Raw genomic sequence first — 14,754 nt, 5'->3', positions numbered from 1 at the left:
ACACCGTGTCTGATCTCTCCGCTTCGTCCGAAGCACCCTCCCCGCGTCTCTTCGACGCGTCTCCCTTCGAATCCGTTCCCTCCTTCGCCGACGTCGAACCCGGCGAGAACCAGCGCTGGACCACCTGGCCGGCGATCACCCCGTCGGAGCGCGGCCCGCAGCCGTGGCCGGACTGGGTGGTGACCAGCGCCGGTGCGCTCGACACCGAGCTCGGCATCCTCAAGACCGGCAAGGAGGCCGACGTCTTCCTTCTCGAACGCGCGGTGCCGGATGATCCCGGCCGGCGCACCCTCCTGGCCGCGAAGCGCTATCGCGATTCCGACCACAGCAGCTTCCACCGCTCCGGCGTCTACACCGAGGGCCGCTCGACCCGGAACACGCGCGACACGCGTGCGCTCGCCAAGAAGTCCGAGCACGGCCGCGCGGTCGCGGCGCTGCAATGGTCGTTCGCCGAGTTCGACGCCCTGTGCCGCATGTGGGAACTCGGAGCGCCGGTGCCCTACCCCGTGCAGGTCAACGGCACGGAGCTGCTGATGGAGTTCCTCGGCGACACGGACGGTGTCGCCGCACCCCGGCTCGCCGCCGTGCGCAGCGCGCCCGACGAGCTGTCGGGCCTCTACGACCAGGTGGTCGACCTCATGCGGATCTTCGCGGCGGCGGGCTTCGCGCACGGCGACCTCTCGGCCTACAACCTGCTCGTGCACCGGGGCCGGGTGCGGGTGATCGACCTGCCGCAGATCGTCGACATCATCGCCAATCCCCAGGGCCTGGATCTGCTGCACCGCGACTGCGTCAACATCTGCGACTGGTTCACCCGCCGCCGCGTCGAGCGCGATGCGGAGGAGCTCTTCGCCGAGATGCTCGCGGCGTCGTACGCGTGAGTCCCGGCCGGGGGGACCGCGCACTGCAGCGCGGCGCGCCGTCACCATCCGTTCACCCCACGCGGCCAGACTGCGAGCATGAGCGAATCCCCCCACGACGGCGCGGCAGCGGAGCCCGCAGCGACGGCGAACAGCGGTGCGGTCGGCGTGATCGGCCTCGACCTTCGCGGAGACGACCCCGCCCCGCGGAAGCAGGTCTTCTCGTGGGCACTGTGGGACTGGGCGACGCAACCCTTCAACACGGTCATCCTCACCTTCATCTTCACCGCGCTGTACCTCACGACCGAGGTGTTCCTGCCGCCCGAGGTCGCCGCGCTCGACTCGGCGGACCCGATCCGCACTGCGGCAGAGGCCGACCTGGCGTCGGGACTGGGTCTCGGCTCGACGATCGCCGGCATCGCGATCCTCCTGATCGCACCGGTGCTGGGCCAGCGCGCGGATGCCGCCGGCAAGCAGAAGCTCTGGCTCGGCATCGGCACGGGTGCCCTCATCGCCTGCATGCTCGGGCTGTGGTTCGTCGAACCGACGCCCGCGCTGTTCTGGCTCGGCGTGGCCCTGATCTCGGCGGGATCGGTGTTCGGCGAGATCGCCGCGGTGAACTCGAACGCCATGCTCATCGGCATCGCGAACCCGAAGACCGTCGGCCGCATCTCGGGTCTCGGCTGGGGGTTCGGCTACATCGGCGGCATCATCGCGCTGGTGCTCGTGATCATCTTCTACATGGCCGACTGGTTCGGCCTCTCCGAAGACGGCGGACTGCCTTTCCGGATCATCGCGCTCGGATGCGCCATCTGGGCGATCGTGTTCTCGATCCCGATCTTCCTCAACGTGCCGGAGCCGTCGCTCGGACGCCCCGAGCGCAAGGTCGGCTTCTTCGCGTCGTACGGTCTTCTCGTCAGGGACGTCGTCGGCCTCTACCGCAACCCCGACACCCGTCAGACGTTCTGGTTCCTGCTGTCGAGCGCCGTGTTCCGCGATGGCCTCGGCGGCGTCTTCGCGTTCGGTGCGATCATCGCCGGGCAGGTGTTCGACTTCGAGTTCCTCGAGCTCGTGATCTTCGGCATCGCGGCGAACCTCATCGCGGGCGTCTCGACCATCATCGCCGGACGCTACGACGACCGGTTCGGCCCGAAGCGGATCATCCTCATCTCCCTCGCAGCCATGGTCGTCGCGGGGCTCGCGGTGTTCTTCCTGGTGGACGCAGGAGCGATCGTGTTCTGGATCGGCGGCCTGCTGCTGTGCGCGTTCGTCGGACCCGCGCAGGCGGCGTCGCGGTCGTTCCTGGCCCGCATCACCCCGGCCGGACGCGAGGGTGAGATCTTCGGCCTGTACGCCACGACGGGCAGAGCCGCGAGCTGGATGGCATCCGGTGCCTGGACCCTGCTCATCGTGCTGACGGGCTCGACCGCCTTCGGCATCCTGGGCATCGTGCTGGTGCTCATCGCCGGCTTCCTGCTGCTGCTGCCGGTCAGAGCCACGCAGCGCGCCTGACCCTCGTCCCGCCGGGCTTGGCGATCCGCGGCCCGCCGGGCGAGGCGATCCGCATCGCGCGGGGTGACGCGCCGACCGACGCTCGGGCGGGAGTAGCCTGACCGCGTGACGGTCATCATCGCATTCCTCGCCAACATCCTCGTCGCGATCGCCAAGACGGTCGCCGCCGCGCTCACGTCGTCGGCATCGATGGTGGCCGAGGCCGCGCACTCGTGGGCGGATGCCGGCAACGAGGTCTTCCTGCTCATCGCCGACCGCCGCGGCGCGCGCGCCAAGGATGAGCGGCATCCGCTCGGCTATGGTCGCGCCGCGTTCGTCTGGTCGCTGATCGCCGCGTTCGGGATCTTCACCGCGGGATCGATCGTGTCGATCATGCACGGGGTGCAGGAGCTGTCCGAGACGGGACCGGTCGAGAGCCCCGTCGTCGCGTACGCGGTGCTCGGCATCGCCTTCGTGCTCGAGGGGGCGTCGTTCACGCAGGCGATGGTGAAGTCGCGACGTCTCGCGCAGGAGCGGGGATCGTCGACCTGGGACTACGTGCTCGACACAAGCGACACGACGTTGCGTGCGGTGTTCTTCGAGGACGCAGCCGCGCTGATCGGTCTCGTGCTCGCCGCGGGGGCGATCGCGATGCATCAGATCACGGGAGTCGCCGCCTGGGATGCCGTGGGGTCGATCCTCGTCGGCATCCTGCTGGGGATCGTCGCCGTGATCCTGATCGGGCGCAACATCGCCTTCCTCGTCGGATCGAACGCATCGCCCGCGCTGCGCGAGCGAGTCGGTCGGGCGCTGCTCGGATCGCCGCAGATCCAGCGCCTCACCTACCTGCACATCGAGTACGTCGGGCCGAACCGGCTGTTCATCGTCGCCGAGGTGGATCTCGCCGGCGACGCCCGCGAACACGACGTGGCCCGGCGCCTGCGCGAGATCGAACAGCAGATCGAGGCGCACCCGGTGGTCGAGACCGTCGTGCTCTCGCTCTCCGTCGACGACGAGGAATCGCTCGCCTTCGGCACCGACGCAGCGGTCGGAACCGACGCAGTCGCGCGAACCGACGCAGCCGCGGGAACGGATGCAACCGCGGGAACGGATGCAACCGCGGGCGCCCAGCCCTAGCCGCATCATCCGGCCCGCGCGAAGACCGGTGCCTTCTGCGCATTCCTCGCGTTTCGCACCCGCTCTGCACCGCTGAGGCGCGGGGTGCGCCATCGTTGGTCGGGGTCCCACCAGACAGGCCCTCGCACCTGCGGGACACCGTCATTCATGCGGATCTCCCACCCGGACTTCCCGAGAGATCGGTGATGCCACCAGCACAACGGCACACCGTTGTCCGTGTGTGTCGGACCACCCCTCGCGTGCTCGGTGACGTGATGGATCTCACACCATGACGCCGGAACATGACATCCCGGGATCAGACACTCCTTGTCGCGAGCGATGATCGCCCGCCGTTGATGCACCGTGAAGACCCGATCGGTGGTCGTGATCGCGATGATCCGCCCCTCATCGAACATCACCCGCTGAATCGTCCCCGAGCAGCCGACATGGGCAGCGACGCTCACGGGCAGCTGTCCCCAGGCGCCGCCGACGCTCGCACGCCCGGTGCCCTCGGCGAGGTCGTTCGCATCGACCGTCACCACCAGGACCGGTGCGGCGCCACCGAGGGTGGGCATGTCTCGGTGACGGGCAGCGATCGCCAATGCCGCAGCGAGCGCGTCATGTCGCTTCTGTGCGGGCGTGCGGTCGTCGATGACGCAGCGCGGATCGGAGTTGTATGGGTCCTCTTCGACATCGCAGTCTGCAGCATCGCCGTCGTCAGCATCGCCGTCTACAGCATCGCCGTCTGCAGCATCGACGCCGTCAGAATCGACAGTGAACACCACACCCGGCAGAGGCGGACCGTCGCCCTTGGGGTTGTTCATCGCATCGAGGATCAGCTCGAACTGCGCGGCGACATCGGGCGTCAGATATCCCTTGATGGAACGCAGCCCATCGCGCACCTGGCCGAGGGTGATGCCCCGACGACGCGCAGGCTCATCGCCGGGCTCGTCTCCATCGGGGTCGAGCAGCATGGCCAGCGTCTCTGCGAGGAGTTTCAGCTCGTCGATCGTGGGTGCCGGGCCCTGAACCTCATCGTCTGGGCCGGCCTCGGGGTCGGGTCTGATGCCTCGCGCCGCACGCGCGAGGCAGATGTCGGCGTCGAGCCGATCATCGACGCCGATGCGGTGCGACACCTTCTCGAGCGGCTCGGTCGCGGCGAGCATCCCCGCGATGCTGAGCGCGCCGTCGAGCATCGCCTCTCGCAGCGCCGGCCACCGCGCGGGCAGCCGATCGCCGGACACCAGGTTCACATCCCGTCGAACCAGGTCGACGGCAGCCCCGACGCGCGTCGCTCCGCGCATGTCTGTCAGCAGGGTGCGCTGGAGCAGTTCGTTCTGCGTGCGGCATCCGGTGGAATGCGGGAAGTCGATCGCATCGCCACTGGCGATCGTCTCGACCACGACGGCCTCGACGCGCCGGAACGCTGCTCCGGCCGCTTGCAGGACCTCGACCCGTTCCGCGTCGGACAATCCCGCGAGCGCGTCATCGGACAGCACCCGATCGAGGTCGGCGACGACCTGATCGACAAGGCTGCGAGTGCGGGATGACATGCCCCCATACAACCCGGGGCCACCGACATTCGAGCCACCGATTCGAGCTTTTTCGGCCAGATCAGAAGCATATTCCGGAACACCGCAGCCGCGTTCCGGAATGCCGATCACGAACGCCGCACGTCACCCCCGGCACAGGTCTCCAACGATCCAGACCGCCCTCGCCCAGGTCACCGCTCCGGCGCCGGATCGAGCGCTCAGCTCTCCCAGTTGTCGGCGAGCTTGTTCAACAGCATCGCGAGCTGCTCCCGCTCGTCCGCGGTGAACGCCGCGAGCGCCCTGCCGAGAGCCTCGCGCCGCTCCCCCCTCATTCCGCGCGCAGCCGTGCGCCCCTCATCCGTGAGCGCGATGCGCGTGCGTCGCGCGTCGTCCGGATCCGCCTCACGCCGCACGAACCCGTGCGCGACCCCCTGTTGCACGAGCCGCGAGGCGCGCGGCTGATCGACACCAATCGCCGCGCCGAGGTCGCTCACGCTCAGCGGTGCGGATGCCGCGGCGAGCGCCTCGAGCATCCGCATCCGAGCCGGCCCCCCGAAGCGCCCGGACGGATCGTTCATCCACGGCGGCATGCCGGGATGCCCCGAGCGCCCGTGATCGTGCACGCCCTGCTCGAAGTGGTCGGAATGCGGGCCACCGTGCCACCCGCGCGTCGCGCCCATCCCGCGGGGGCCTCGACCGCGTTCGCCAGGACGACGTCCGCGCAGGCGGGACAGGGCGCGGGCGATGGCCTCGGCGGGGTCGTTCTCTTCGGCGCTCACCCGTCGATTTTACATGCGACTTGACATGCATCCGAACTACATGTCACACTACATATACATGCATAGTGACAAGCACATGCTCCATGACATCTAAGGACTCATCTCATGAACACCTCTGACACTCAGAACACAGACAGCACCTTCCGCCCGTTCGGCTTCTGGATCACGGCGGTCGACCGCCTGATGGCCGCCGAGTTCACCTCGGCCTTCGAGAGCGAGCAGGCGAGCCGCCGCGACTGGCGGATCCTCAACGTGATCGACGGCTCGGTGCCTGCGCGCCGCCCGCTGAACGCCCACAAACTGCACGATCTCGTGGAGCGCGGATGGGTCGTCGCCGACGGCGACGGCTGGACGCTCACGACCGACGGGCGCGCAGCCAAGGAACGCCTCCACGGCATCGTCGACGGCATCCGCGCCAAGGTCACCGACGCCGTCTCACCCGACGACCTCGACACCACCCTCGCCACACTCGAGCAGATCGCTCGCGCGTTCGGCTGGGACGAGGAGACGCCGCTCCCCCGAGGACGCGGCCGTCGCCGCGGCTTCGGACCTCGCAGGTTCGGACGCGGGCACGGCTTCGGCCCCGGCTTCGGCCGTCGCCACGGCCGCCCGTTCGGACGCGGTCGCGACTTCGGCTCGGACTTCGGTCAGGGTCGCGAGTACGGGCATGAGTACGGTGCGGATGCCGAGTTCGGCGCCGACTCGGACTCCGCCGGCCACACCTGCGCGCACCACGGACACCGCGGGCACGACCGCCTCACCGACGAGCGCGGCGGCCACGAGCGCGGCGGCCACGAGCGCGGCGACCACCGCGGCCACGGCTTCGGTCCTGATCGCGGCCACAACCGCGGTGATCACCGCACCGCCGGCGCAGCGCAGCACGCCTACGAGCGCGGCTTCGACGCCGGGTTCTCCCGCGGTCGCGACGCCTGACCGCATCCGATCACGTGAATGCCCCGCCTGACCCCGGTCAGGCGGGGCATTTCTGCGGCTGCATCCATCCGTCGAACCCGCGCACCGGGCATCCGGCCGATCGTCCATGGCAGGACATCAGCACCATCTCGACGCCGGACCAGGTCACCCGGTCCAGGATGCCGCGGCGCCTGCGACAGACGAGGAATCGACGGCCGACATCCCGAAGGTCGTCGTGCCGAGGTAGATCGCGCCGACGATCGCCGCGACCAGGATGACCACCAGAAAAGCGAAGATCACGAAGGTCAGCGCACGATATCCACCGGATGTCGGGACCTCGGGAGCCACCGACGGCTGCGCCCAGTCGTCCGCGACCGGAGCAGGCTGGTCGCCGGTGAGGATCGCCGGCTTCGGCCGCGACCTGCGGGTCGCCGGAAGCATCGCCTCCGGCGGAGGCGGCGGGATCACCACATCCGGAACAGACGACTCCGGCGGAGGCGGCGGGATCACCACATCCGGAACAGACGACTCCGGCGGAGGCGGCGGGATCACGGCGTTCGGAACCGCACCCTCCGCGGGCGGCGGCGGGACGGCAGCGCCCCGCGGGTCCATCGGAATCTGCCGATCGCTGTCGTCGCCGCTCATGTCAGCCTCCTACGGCTCCGACGTCGGTCGTCCCGACGTCGGTCTTGTGGAAGTTCTGGAACGAGCGGGATGCCGTGGGTCCGCGCTGTCCCTGGTAACGGTTGCCGTAGGGGCCGGAGCCGTAGGGGTTCTCGGCCGGCGAGGTCAGCCGGAAGAAGCACAGCTGGCCGATCTTCATGCCCGGCCACAGCTTGATCGGCAACGTGGCGACGTTCGCGAGCTCCAGCGTGACGTGGCCGGTGAATCCCGGATCGATGAACCCTGCGGTCGAGTGGGTAATGAGGCCCAGCCGTCCCAGCGACGACTTGCCCTCGAGGCGTGCCGCGATGTCATCCGCCAGCGAGACCTGCTCGAAGGTCGCGCCGAGGGCGAACTCGCCCGGGTGCAGGATGAACGGCTCGTCGGGGTCGACCTCGATCAACCGCGTGAGCTCCGGCTGATCGACCGAAGGATCGATGAACGGATACTTGTGGTTGTCGAAGAGGCGGAAGTAGCGGTCCAGGCGCACGTCGATGCTCGACGGCTGGATCATCTCCGGCTCGTGCGGATCCAGACCGATGTGGCCGGATGCGAGTTCTGCTCTGATGTCGCGGTCGCTGAGAAGCACGGCCCCAGCCTAGTTGCCACACCCGTCCCGCACTTTGGTCGTGACGGATCGTGCGGGTAGGCTGGCGTGACCTGCTCTTCGGATGCAGGTGCGGGGCTGTAGTTCAATGGCAGAACTTCTGCTTCCCAAGCAGATAGCGCGGGTTCGATTCCCGTCAGCCCCTCCAGATGCGCCACGTCCAGCGCTGTTCCGACCCGGAATCAGGCACTGTCATCCCCTACGCCGGCGTGCGGCCGGGGTCGATGCCCAGGCGTTCCTCTCTTCGCTCCACCTCGGCGAACCGCTGATCCGCGACGACGAGCAGCACCTTCCTGGGCACCCTCGCGAGTCGGATCCTGCCGCCGTTGCCCAGTTCCCAGTAGTGACCTGCCCCGTCGGAGCCGGAGGGCTCACCGAGGCGCTCGCCCAGCGCCGCCTGCAGCCCGTGCGCAGCACTCCGCAGCCCCTCGGCGTCGTCGCTCTTATCGGAGACCGCGACCGTGACCTGGGACACTGCGTCCTCCGCCACGAGCGAGCGAACGGTCGGCAGATTCACGGGATACCCCGAGCGGTGCTGGATGCCGCTCGACGTCTCCAACGCGAACTGCCACCCGAGGCGCTCTGCGAGCGTCTTGAAGTCGTCGCGGCCGAGCGGCCACGATACCGACGTGAAGGCCTCGCAGACGGCATCGATCTGCGCGTCTGTGGCCCTGGCGAGTGCGGTCATCTGGCGATCCTATCGATCCCGAGGATCAGACACCTGGCTAAGCTCGTTTCACCCGAAGCGCAGGAAGGCGACCCGGATGCAGATCTTCCCCGCCGTCTACGAGAACCGAAGGTTCAACCTCCGAGCCGGAGCCGCTCGCGACCTCCTTGCGTTGACGGGGTGGGAACTCACGCCGCCCACCGATGACTTCAGCTTCGCGGGAGATCTTCTCAAGAGCCGTGACTTCATCGTCTCCCGCTTCTGGCACCCTCCAGCCAGGTTCACCTTCGCGCCGGCCCCCCGACAGGTGGCGGAGGAGCGCCTGATGCTCCTCGTCGTCACCGAGGGCGAGCTGACGGTCGGAACGAGCACGACGACCAGCGTCGTCCCCGAAGGGGGTGTCGTCCTCGTCCGCCCCGAGAGCCTCACCTTCATAGACAGCGCGACAGCAGTCGTGTGTACCCTCGTCGTGCTCGGCGGATACACCCTCGCCGATGGCGTGATCGTCAGGACGGGACAGGCCTCACCCGACTACCTCGCCCTGTTCCTGAGTCTGACGAACGCCATCTTCTCTCGCCCCGTCCCTCCCTCGGACGCCGCATTCACCCACGTCGAGAGGGCGATCACCGAGCTCGTCGCGGCGATCGCCGCAGCCAGCGATCTCCGTTTCGAGAAGCACGAGAGCCGACCGGGCGACCAGATCCATCTCGACGCCGTGGCCTTCATCATCGCGCAGGCCGCCGATCCTGCGACGACGGTGGAGACGGTCGCCCGCGAACTGGGCGTCTCCCGTTCACACCTCTTCCGCTCGTTCCAGGCGAACGGCGACAACCCCTCCGGCTACCTGCGTCGAACCCGCATCGCGAACGCCTCGGCCCTTCTCGAGCACGGGGTGACGGAGCGAGCCGCCGCCGAGCAGTCGGGATTCGGCACCGTGCGCCGGATGCGCCGAGCCCTCGCCGAACGCTGAGAGCCGCGGCCTGTGTGTTGCGCGGGCACAGACCGAGATGTTGCACAGCACGCCCTCGGGCGCGCTGATGCGTGATCATCGCAACACCGGAGCTGCACTCCGCGCACGGGATCACGAAGGGGGAGGTGGCCGTGAACGTCGACGCCACAGCTGCGCACCGCGGGAAGCAGGCCACTCGCTCGGCCGTGAACACCCCGCGAGCCTGGTCCGTGCCCCCGGAGTCCTTCGACGAGCGGGAGTGGCAGGAGATCGTGCGGGTCGCCGCCGCGAACGTCCACGAGGCGGATCGACGGTTCCGCAGCACTCGCCTAGGCGACGACCTCGAAGCGATCATCGCGGCCTTCCACATCTGCGGACCTCTGGTCGATCTGCCACCCGTCTCCCTCGTCCGGTACGCGAAGGCGGTGTCGAAAGGCCTCCCGTTCGAGCTGCTTCCGCGCGACGGCGGACAGCAGAAGACCTCGGGCGCGGGCCGCTGATCTCCGCTCACACCCTTCGCGCGTCTTCGCGCCGACGGTCCTGCGGTGCGATTCTGCGCGGGCTCCGTGGATCGGTCAGGATCCCCTCGGTGCCCGATCGAGGGTGATGACGAGCTTCTGCGCGGACACGCCGCGGCGAAGGGTGTCCATGGCCTTCTGGATGTCCGGAAGGCCGTGTCCCGCGATGCGGGCTTCCGGGTAGAGACGGTGCTCGCCGGATGCGAGCGCTGCGGGGAGATAGGCGCCCCAGATGGCCGGCCCCACGGGAGAGGTGGCGATGGCGCTCCCCCAGATGAACGAGGCCCTGATGCCGTGAGCGCGGCTGCGCACCTGCAGGAACGCGGTTCGCGTTCCGAGTTCCAGGAAGAGGCGGATGCGGGCGAAGGAGAGGCCGCGGCGGCGCGGTTGCTCGTAGAACGAGACGGGAGGACTCGCCATCGCGATCTTCGTGGCACCGGTCGCGCGCGCGATCCGCAGACAGGGCTCGGCGGACCCCACCGCGACGGCGAGGATCCCCGCCACCGCGGAGCCGCCGACCTCGCGGACGATCTGATCGACGGCCTTCGGGTCCCGATAGTCGAAGACGGCTTCTGCCCCCAACTGCCTCATCCGGTCGTGATTCTTCGCAGACGCCGTCGTGATGACCCGGTACCCGGCTGCGCGGGCGAGTTGGATCGCGTTGCCACCGACGGCCGTCGCGCCACCCCACACCACGACGACCTCGTCGCGGGCCGCCTCCTTCCCGACACGGGAGTAGTCCAGCGCCAGCTGGTCGCTCTCGAACAGACCGGCCGCGGCTGTGGACACCGCCAGAGGCAGGACGGCGGCATCTTCGAAGGCGGTAGCCGCCGGCAGGGCGGCGGCCAAGCCGGCGTCGACGGCGACGTAGGCCTGGAAGCCGCTCTCGGAGACCGCGTCCCGCCCCTTCTCCAGACCCATCGCGTACGCCACGACGCGATCCCCGACGGCGAAGGCGTCCACGTCGGCACCCATCTCGACGACGACGCCCGCGACGTCCTCGCCGAGGATGACCGGGTACCGCAGCCACCCGTACATGACGGTGCCGTTGGACTGGATGATCGCATCGAGCGGATTCGCCGCCACCGCGCGCACCTCCACCAGCAGCTGCCCCGGCCCGGGCTTCGGCATGGGGGCCTCTCGGATCGTCAGATCCGCGTACGGAGAATCGATCCACGCCGCAGTGTTGTCGCTCACTCGTCCACTCCCCGATCCTGATGACATCTCATGCCGTCACAGTCGATCTTACGACAGTTCGTGTCATCATGGCTCTATGCCTCGATGGTCCCCGGATGCCGCACTGCGGCTGGAAGCTGCAGCGATGGCCCTGTTCACCGAACAGGGGTACGGAGGAACCACGGTTCCGCAGATCGCCGAGGCGGCAGGCCTGACCACACGGACGTTCTTTCGGCACTTCTCCGACAAGCGGGACGTGCTGTTCCTCCGAGATCGCGAGTTCCCCCAGGCGGTGAGCGCCTTCATGGCATCCGTCCCGTCGGAGAGCGACGGGACGGACACCGTGCGCGCCGGCCTTGCAGCCGCGTGCCGGGGTGTGCAGGACTGGCGGGAGCAGATGGCGCGTCGGCGCAGCATCGTCCACAGCGAGCCTGCACTGCTCGAGCGTGATCTTCTCCGCAGTCACTACCTCGCCCGCGCCATCGAAGAGTCGCTGCACCGACGCGGCATCGACCCTGAGCGCGCTCGGACATTGGCAGCCGTCGCCGTCACCTGCTTCGATCTCGCGGTGGGCAGATGGCTGGAGGGGCCCGCCGACGTGCCGCTCGAGGACTGCCTGGCGTCGGTGTGGAACGACATGCGGACCTCCCTCACCGGGTGACGCTGCCGCAGCTGGTGCACCTCGCCCCGACGGACGCGTCCACCTCTCCCCTCCCGTCGTACGCTGGTGCCATGCAGCCGACGCGCCTGATGCAGACCTCCGGAGCCGTGCTCCGTGCATGACGTGATCGTGATCGGCGCCGGGCTCGCGGGACTCCGCTGCGCACAGCTGCTCACAGCCCACGGACTCGATGTCGTCGTGCTCGAGGCCGGTGACGCCGTCGGGGGACGCCAGCGCACCGACATCGTCGACGGGTTCCGGCTGGATCGCGGCTTCCAGGTGCTCAACCCCGCCTACCCTGCGCTCCGCCGCAGCGTCGATCTCGACGTCCTGGCGATGGGGAGCTTTCCGGTGGGGGTGCAGGTGCGCACGGCGCAGGGCATGGCCGCGCTGCGGCATCCGCTGCGGCATCCGCTGTCGATCGTCACCTCGCTGCGCAGCGGACTGGTGACCCTGCCGGATGCCGTCGCGCTGGCGCGCTGGGCGGCGCCGGCACTCGTGCGTCCGCTCTCCCGCCTCGCGCAGGATGACATCCCGCTGAGGGAAGGATGGGATGCGGCGGGGCTCCACGGCCCGCTGCGGACCGCCGTGCTCGAGCCGTTCCTCGCCGGCGTGCTGGCGGAGGGTCGCGGCGACACGTCGAACGCGTTCGCCCGGCTGCTCGTGCGGTACTTCGCGCTCGGCCGCCCCGGACTGCCGGCACAGGGAATCGCCGCCGTCCCCGAACAGCTCGCGGCACGCGCACGCGCCGGCGGCGCCACCATTCGGCTGGGCACGGCCGCCGAACGCCTGTCGACCGAAGGTCACGCCAACGGCACCGGCATCCAGGTCGGAGTCGTCGACGGCGACCCCGTCCGCGCGGCTCGGGTGGTCGTCGCGGTCGGGCCCGATGCGGTGGCCGACCTCACGGGGCTTCCGTCGCCGGCGACGCACGGGCTGCAGACCTGGTGGTTCACGACGCCCGAACCCCCGACGAAGTCTGCACTGCTCACCGTCGACGGGCGCGGCCGCGGGCCCGTGGTGAACACGGTCGTGATGACCCACACCGTGCCCTCCTACGCTCCCGCCGGACGCCACCTCATCGCCGCGACCTGCCTGCTGCCGGGCGGCCGCGCCACCACCGGCGCCACCACCCGCGCCACCACCGGCGCCGCGCAGGAGAACGATGTCCGCCACCACCTCGCACAGATCTGGGGCGCCGACGTCAGCGCCTGGGAGGTGATCCGGCGCGACGACATCGTCGATGCCCTCCCGGCCCAGCCGGCACCCCTCGGACCCCCGCGATCGCCGCGCCATTCCGAGCGCCTGTACATCGCGGGCGACCATCGGGACACCGCGTCGATCCAGGGGGCCCTGGCCTCCGGCGAGCGCGCCGCGCGGGCGATCCTGGTCGACGCGGGGGTCAGCGGAACGAACGGCTGATCGCGGCGCTCGTCTGAGCCAGCATGATCCACAGCATGAACTTCTGCAGCGGACGCATGGGCAGAGCCACGATTCCGCGCCATCCGCCGCGCCGTGCCCACGACATCGTCGTGTGGACCTGCGTTCCGCCCGTCGTGCCGGCCAGCGTGAACTCCATCAGAACCGGGCTGTTCTTCGGCGCATCGGGGTAGGCGAAGCTCCACGCGACGCTGTCCGGCAGATGCGCCGACTCCAGGGTGATGCGGCGACGACGGAGTTCGGGCTTGCGTGTCAGAGGATCCCCGTTCAGACGCTGCGTGGGTGCGAGCCCTTCCCAGACCTCGCCGGCGGCGACCTCCTGCTCGCCGAGCTCGATGGACCCCACGCCCGGATGCCACTCGGGGATCCGGGCGGGGTCGACGAGGAAGGCCGCCACGTCGTCCACCGGCGCGGAGACGAACGTCTCGATCGATCCCGCCGCGCGGCCGTGCCGCTTCACCGCCGTGAGCGGCGTCGTCGTGTCGTCGGTGCCGAGCTCGTCGAGCTGCTCGCGCAGAGCCTGCGCAGATGTTCCGAGGCGCGCCAGGATGCCGTCGATCAACCCGCTGGGCTCGACCAGGAGTTCACGGAGCACCGCCGCGGCGTCGCCCGACTTGCCTCTGCCGCTGGCGCGGATGAGCAGGTCGGAGGCGCGGGTGCTCCATTCGTATCCCTCGGTCTGAGGGAACACGATCTGCCCCGCCCCCGGGAACGACGCCTCGATGCCCAGCTCGGCCAGGTGCGCGGCGTGCTGGTCCTCGACGGCGCGGCGGGCCGCATCGATGTCGAGGCCTGCGCCGCGCAGCATCCGCCCCGCCGACTGGTCGTTGATGATGAGGGCGAGCAGAAGATGCTCGATGTCGGCCGTGCGGAGTCCCGAGCGGGAGGCCTCCTCCATGGCGGCGACCGAGAGCGAGTGGCTGGTGTGAGCTGCTCGAGCGAACCTGGTCATGCGTTCCTCCTGGGGATCTGGATGGCGGGGTCGACCCGCCTGGCGTGCTTCTTGTGGGCGGCCTGACGGGTCACACCGAGGGCGTCGGCGATGTCCTGCCAGGTCATCCCCGCGCGCAGCGCGGCCTCGACCTGACGCAGCTCGAGGGTGTCGGCCAGCACGCGCAGTGTCGCCACGGCGCGCAGCCCCGCTCGCGGATCGCTGAGGTCCGCCGCAGTCGCGGCGATCTGGGATGACTCCATACTGTCAACCTACGTTGCTAGATGGCGTTTGTCAACCGAGGTTGCTCGCGGCACGCGGTCCCATCCGAATCGGCGGGGGCTCCGAACAGGAGAGGATGGCAGTACATGCGCGCGCCCGCATGTTCCTTTCGTCCGCGCGACCGAGGACCGCCATCACGCCCCGAACCGCCCGTTCGACCGAGAGGAACA

At 69.4% G+C, this 14,754-nt stretch carries 16 protein-coding genes and 1 tRNA gene; 9 read left to right on the top strand and 8 right to left on the bottom strand.

Features of this window, described 5'->3' with window-relative positions; translation table 11 throughout:
* Nucleotides 1-5: 5 nt before the first annotated feature.
* The 3 genes from FQ142_RS02515 (at nt 6) to FQ142_RS02505 (ending at nt 3,488) form a co-directional block, all read left to right on the top strand.
* On the top strand, nt 6-881 hold the full coding sequence (locus FQ142_RS02515) for a serine protein kinase RIO (protein WP_149422078.1): 876 nt from the start codon (nt 6-8) through the stop codon (nt 879-881).
* 78 nt (nt 882-959) lie between these two features.
* Nucleotides 960-2,372 carry an MFS transporter gene (locus tag FQ142_RS02510; protein ID WP_149422077.1) on the top strand — a complete coding sequence of 471 codons (1,413 nt, stop codon included), beginning with the start codon at nt 960-962 and terminating at the stop codon, nt 2,370-2,372.
* Between the two features lie 105 nt (nt 2,373-2,477).
* Complete coding sequence (locus FQ142_RS02505) at nt 2,478-3,488, top strand: cation diffusion facilitator family transporter (RefSeq protein ID WP_149422076.1); 1,011 nt, start codon at nt 2,478-2,480, stop codon at nt 3,486-3,488.
* Nucleotides 3,489-3,493: 5 nt separating this feature from the next.
* Here the strand turns inward: FQ142_RS02505 and FQ142_RS02500 are convergent, their stop codons facing one another.
* Both FQ142_RS02500 and FQ142_RS17640 read right to left on the bottom strand, forming a co-directional pair.
* Nucleotides 3,494-5,020, bottom strand: coding sequence for an HNH endonuclease signature motif containing protein (locus FQ142_RS02500; protein WP_149422075.1), 1,527 nt, complete (start codon nt 5,018-5,020; stop codon nt 3,494-3,496).
* A gap of 197 nt (nt 5,021-5,217) precedes the next feature.
* Nucleotides 5,218-5,778 (bottom strand): MarR family winged helix-turn-helix transcriptional regulator, encoded by a 561-nt coding sequence (locus tag FQ142_RS17640; protein ID WP_262492031.1) that lies wholly within the window; start codon nt 5,776-5,778, stop codon nt 5,218-5,220.
* A 105-nt stretch (nt 5,779-5,883) separates the two neighbouring features.
* Between FQ142_RS17640 and FQ142_RS17370 the strand changes: the two genes are divergently transcribed.
* Nucleotides 5,884-6,711, top strand: a complete 828-nt coding sequence (locus tag FQ142_RS17370) for a hypothetical protein (protein WP_188042278.1) — start codon at nt 5,884-5,886, stop codon at nt 6,709-6,711.
* Nucleotides 6,712-6,855: 144 nt separating this feature from the next.
* Here FQ142_RS17370 and FQ142_RS02485 read toward each other — a convergent pair whose 3' ends face one another.
* Together FQ142_RS02485 and dcd are read right to left on the bottom strand one after the other, a co-directional pair.
* Nucleotides 6,856-7,335: a hypothetical protein gene (locus tag FQ142_RS02485; RefSeq protein ID WP_149422074.1), complete on the bottom strand. Its 480-nt coding sequence runs from the start codon at nt 7,333-7,335 to the stop codon at nt 6,856-6,858.
* 1 nt (nt 7,336) lies between these two features.
* Entirely contained in the window at nt 7,337-7,942 is a 606-nt protein-coding gene (dcd, locus tag FQ142_RS02480) for a dCTP deaminase (RefSeq protein WP_042536862.1), read from the bottom strand.
* A 92-nt stretch (nt 7,943-8,034) separates the two neighbouring features.
* On the opposite strand from dcd, the gene FQ142_RS02475 reads away from it, so the two are divergent.
* A tRNA-Gly gene (locus FQ142_RS02475) sits at nt 8,035-8,108 on the top strand.
* A 51-nt stretch (nt 8,109-8,159) separates the two neighbouring features.
* Here the strand turns inward: FQ142_RS02475 and FQ142_RS17365 are convergent.
* Nucleotides 8,160-8,648, bottom strand: coding sequence for a DUF6301 family protein (locus FQ142_RS17365; RefSeq protein ID WP_188042277.1), 489 nt, complete (start codon nt 8,646-8,648; stop codon nt 8,160-8,162).
* A gap of 76 nt (nt 8,649-8,724) precedes the next feature.
* Between FQ142_RS17365 and FQ142_RS02465 the strand changes: the two genes are divergently transcribed.
* Entirely contained in the window at nt 8,725-9,597 is an 873-nt protein-coding gene (locus tag FQ142_RS02465; protein WP_188042276.1) for a helix-turn-helix transcriptional regulator, read from the top strand.
* A gap of 71 nt (nt 9,598-9,668) precedes the next feature.
* The gene (locus FQ142_RS02460; RefSeq protein WP_149422071.1) at nt 9,669-10,076 is read left to right on the top strand and encodes a hypothetical protein; all 408 of its coding nucleotides are present in this window, start codon (nt 9,669-9,671) and stop codon (nt 10,074-10,076) included.
* A gap of 75 nt (nt 10,077-10,151) precedes the next feature.
* Here the strand turns inward: FQ142_RS02460 and FQ142_RS02455 are convergent, their stop codons facing one another.
* Nucleotides 10,152-11,291, bottom strand: coding sequence for a zinc-binding alcohol dehydrogenase family protein (locus tag FQ142_RS02455; protein WP_149422070.1), 1,140 nt, complete (start codon nt 11,289-11,291; stop codon nt 10,152-10,154).
* 76 nt (nt 11,292-11,367) lie between these two features.
* On the opposite strand from FQ142_RS02455, the gene FQ142_RS02450 reads away from it, so the two are divergent.
* Together FQ142_RS02450 and FQ142_RS02445 are read left to right on the top strand one after the other, a co-directional pair.
* Nucleotides 11,368-11,931 (top strand): TetR/AcrR family transcriptional regulator, encoded by a 564-nt coding sequence (locus tag FQ142_RS02450; protein ID WP_162247489.1) that lies wholly within the window; start codon nt 11,368-11,370, stop codon nt 11,929-11,931.
* 114 nt (nt 11,932-12,045) lie between these two features.
* On the top strand, nt 12,046-13,353 hold the full coding sequence (locus tag FQ142_RS02445; RefSeq protein WP_149422068.1) for an FAD-dependent oxidoreductase: 1,308 nt from the start codon (nt 12,046-12,048) through the stop codon (nt 13,351-13,353).
* Here the strand turns inward: FQ142_RS02445 and FQ142_RS02440 are convergent.
* Entirely contained in the window at nt 13,334-14,323 is a 990-nt protein-coding gene (locus FQ142_RS02440; RefSeq protein ID WP_149422067.1) for an SRPBCC family protein, read from the bottom strand. The two genes, FQ142_RS02445 and FQ142_RS02440, sit on opposite strands and share 20 nt — an antisense overlap.
* Nucleotides 14,320-14,565: a hypothetical protein gene (locus tag FQ142_RS02435; RefSeq protein WP_149422066.1), complete on the bottom strand. Its 246-nt coding sequence runs from the start codon at nt 14,563-14,565 to the stop codon at nt 14,320-14,322. Before FQ142_RS02435 ends, FQ142_RS02440 begins: the two co-directional genes overlap by 4 nt.
* Between the last annotated feature and the right edge of the window lie 189 nt (nt 14,566-14,754).

Origin of the sequence: Microbacterium sp. ANT_H45B (genome assembly GCF_008369345.1) — a bacterium.
In the GTDB taxonomy this organism is placed as follows: domain Bacteria; phylum Actinomycetota; class Actinomycetes; order Actinomycetales; family Microbacteriaceae; genus Microbacterium.
Note: the sequence above shows the minus strand (reverse complement) of the source record. Positions and strands in the feature narration are given on the sequence as shown.

Bases quoted from the DNA above. Each gene is read 5' to 3' on its own strand.
- FQ142_RS17365 (WP_188042277.1), bottom strand. From the start codon at position 8,648: ATGACCGCACTCGCCAGGGCCACAGACGCGCAGATCGATGCCGTCTGC.
- FQ142_RS02465 (WP_188042276.1), top strand. From the start codon at position 8,725: ATGCAGATCTTCCCCGCCGTCTACGAGAACCGAAGGTTCAACCTCCGA.
- FQ142_RS02510 (WP_149422077.1), top strand. From the start codon at position 960: ATGAGCGAATCCCCCCACGACGGCGCGGCAGCGGAGCCCGCAGCGACG.
- FQ142_RS02485 (WP_149422074.1), bottom strand. From the start codon at position 7,335: ATGAGCGGCGACGACAGCGATCGGCAGATTCCGATGGACCCGCGGGGC.
- FQ142_RS02500 (WP_149422075.1), bottom strand. From the start codon at position 5,020: ATGTCATCCCGCACTCGCAGCCTTGTCGATCAGGTCGTCGCCGACCTC.
- FQ142_RS02450 (WP_162247489.1), top strand. From the start codon at position 11,368: ATGCCTCGATGGTCCCCGGATGCCGCACTGCGGCTGGAAGCTGCAGCG.
- FQ142_RS02440 (WP_149422067.1), bottom strand. From the start codon at position 14,323: ATGACCAGGTTCGCTCGAGCAGCTCACACCAGCCACTCGCTCTCGGTC.
- FQ142_RS02435 (WP_149422066.1), bottom strand. From the start codon at position 14,565: ATGGAGTCATCCCAGATCGCCGCGACTGCGGCGGACCTCAGCGATCCG.
- FQ142_RS17370 (WP_188042278.1), top strand. From the start codon at position 5,884: ATGAACACCTCTGACACTCAGAACACAGACAGCACCTTCCGCCCGTTC.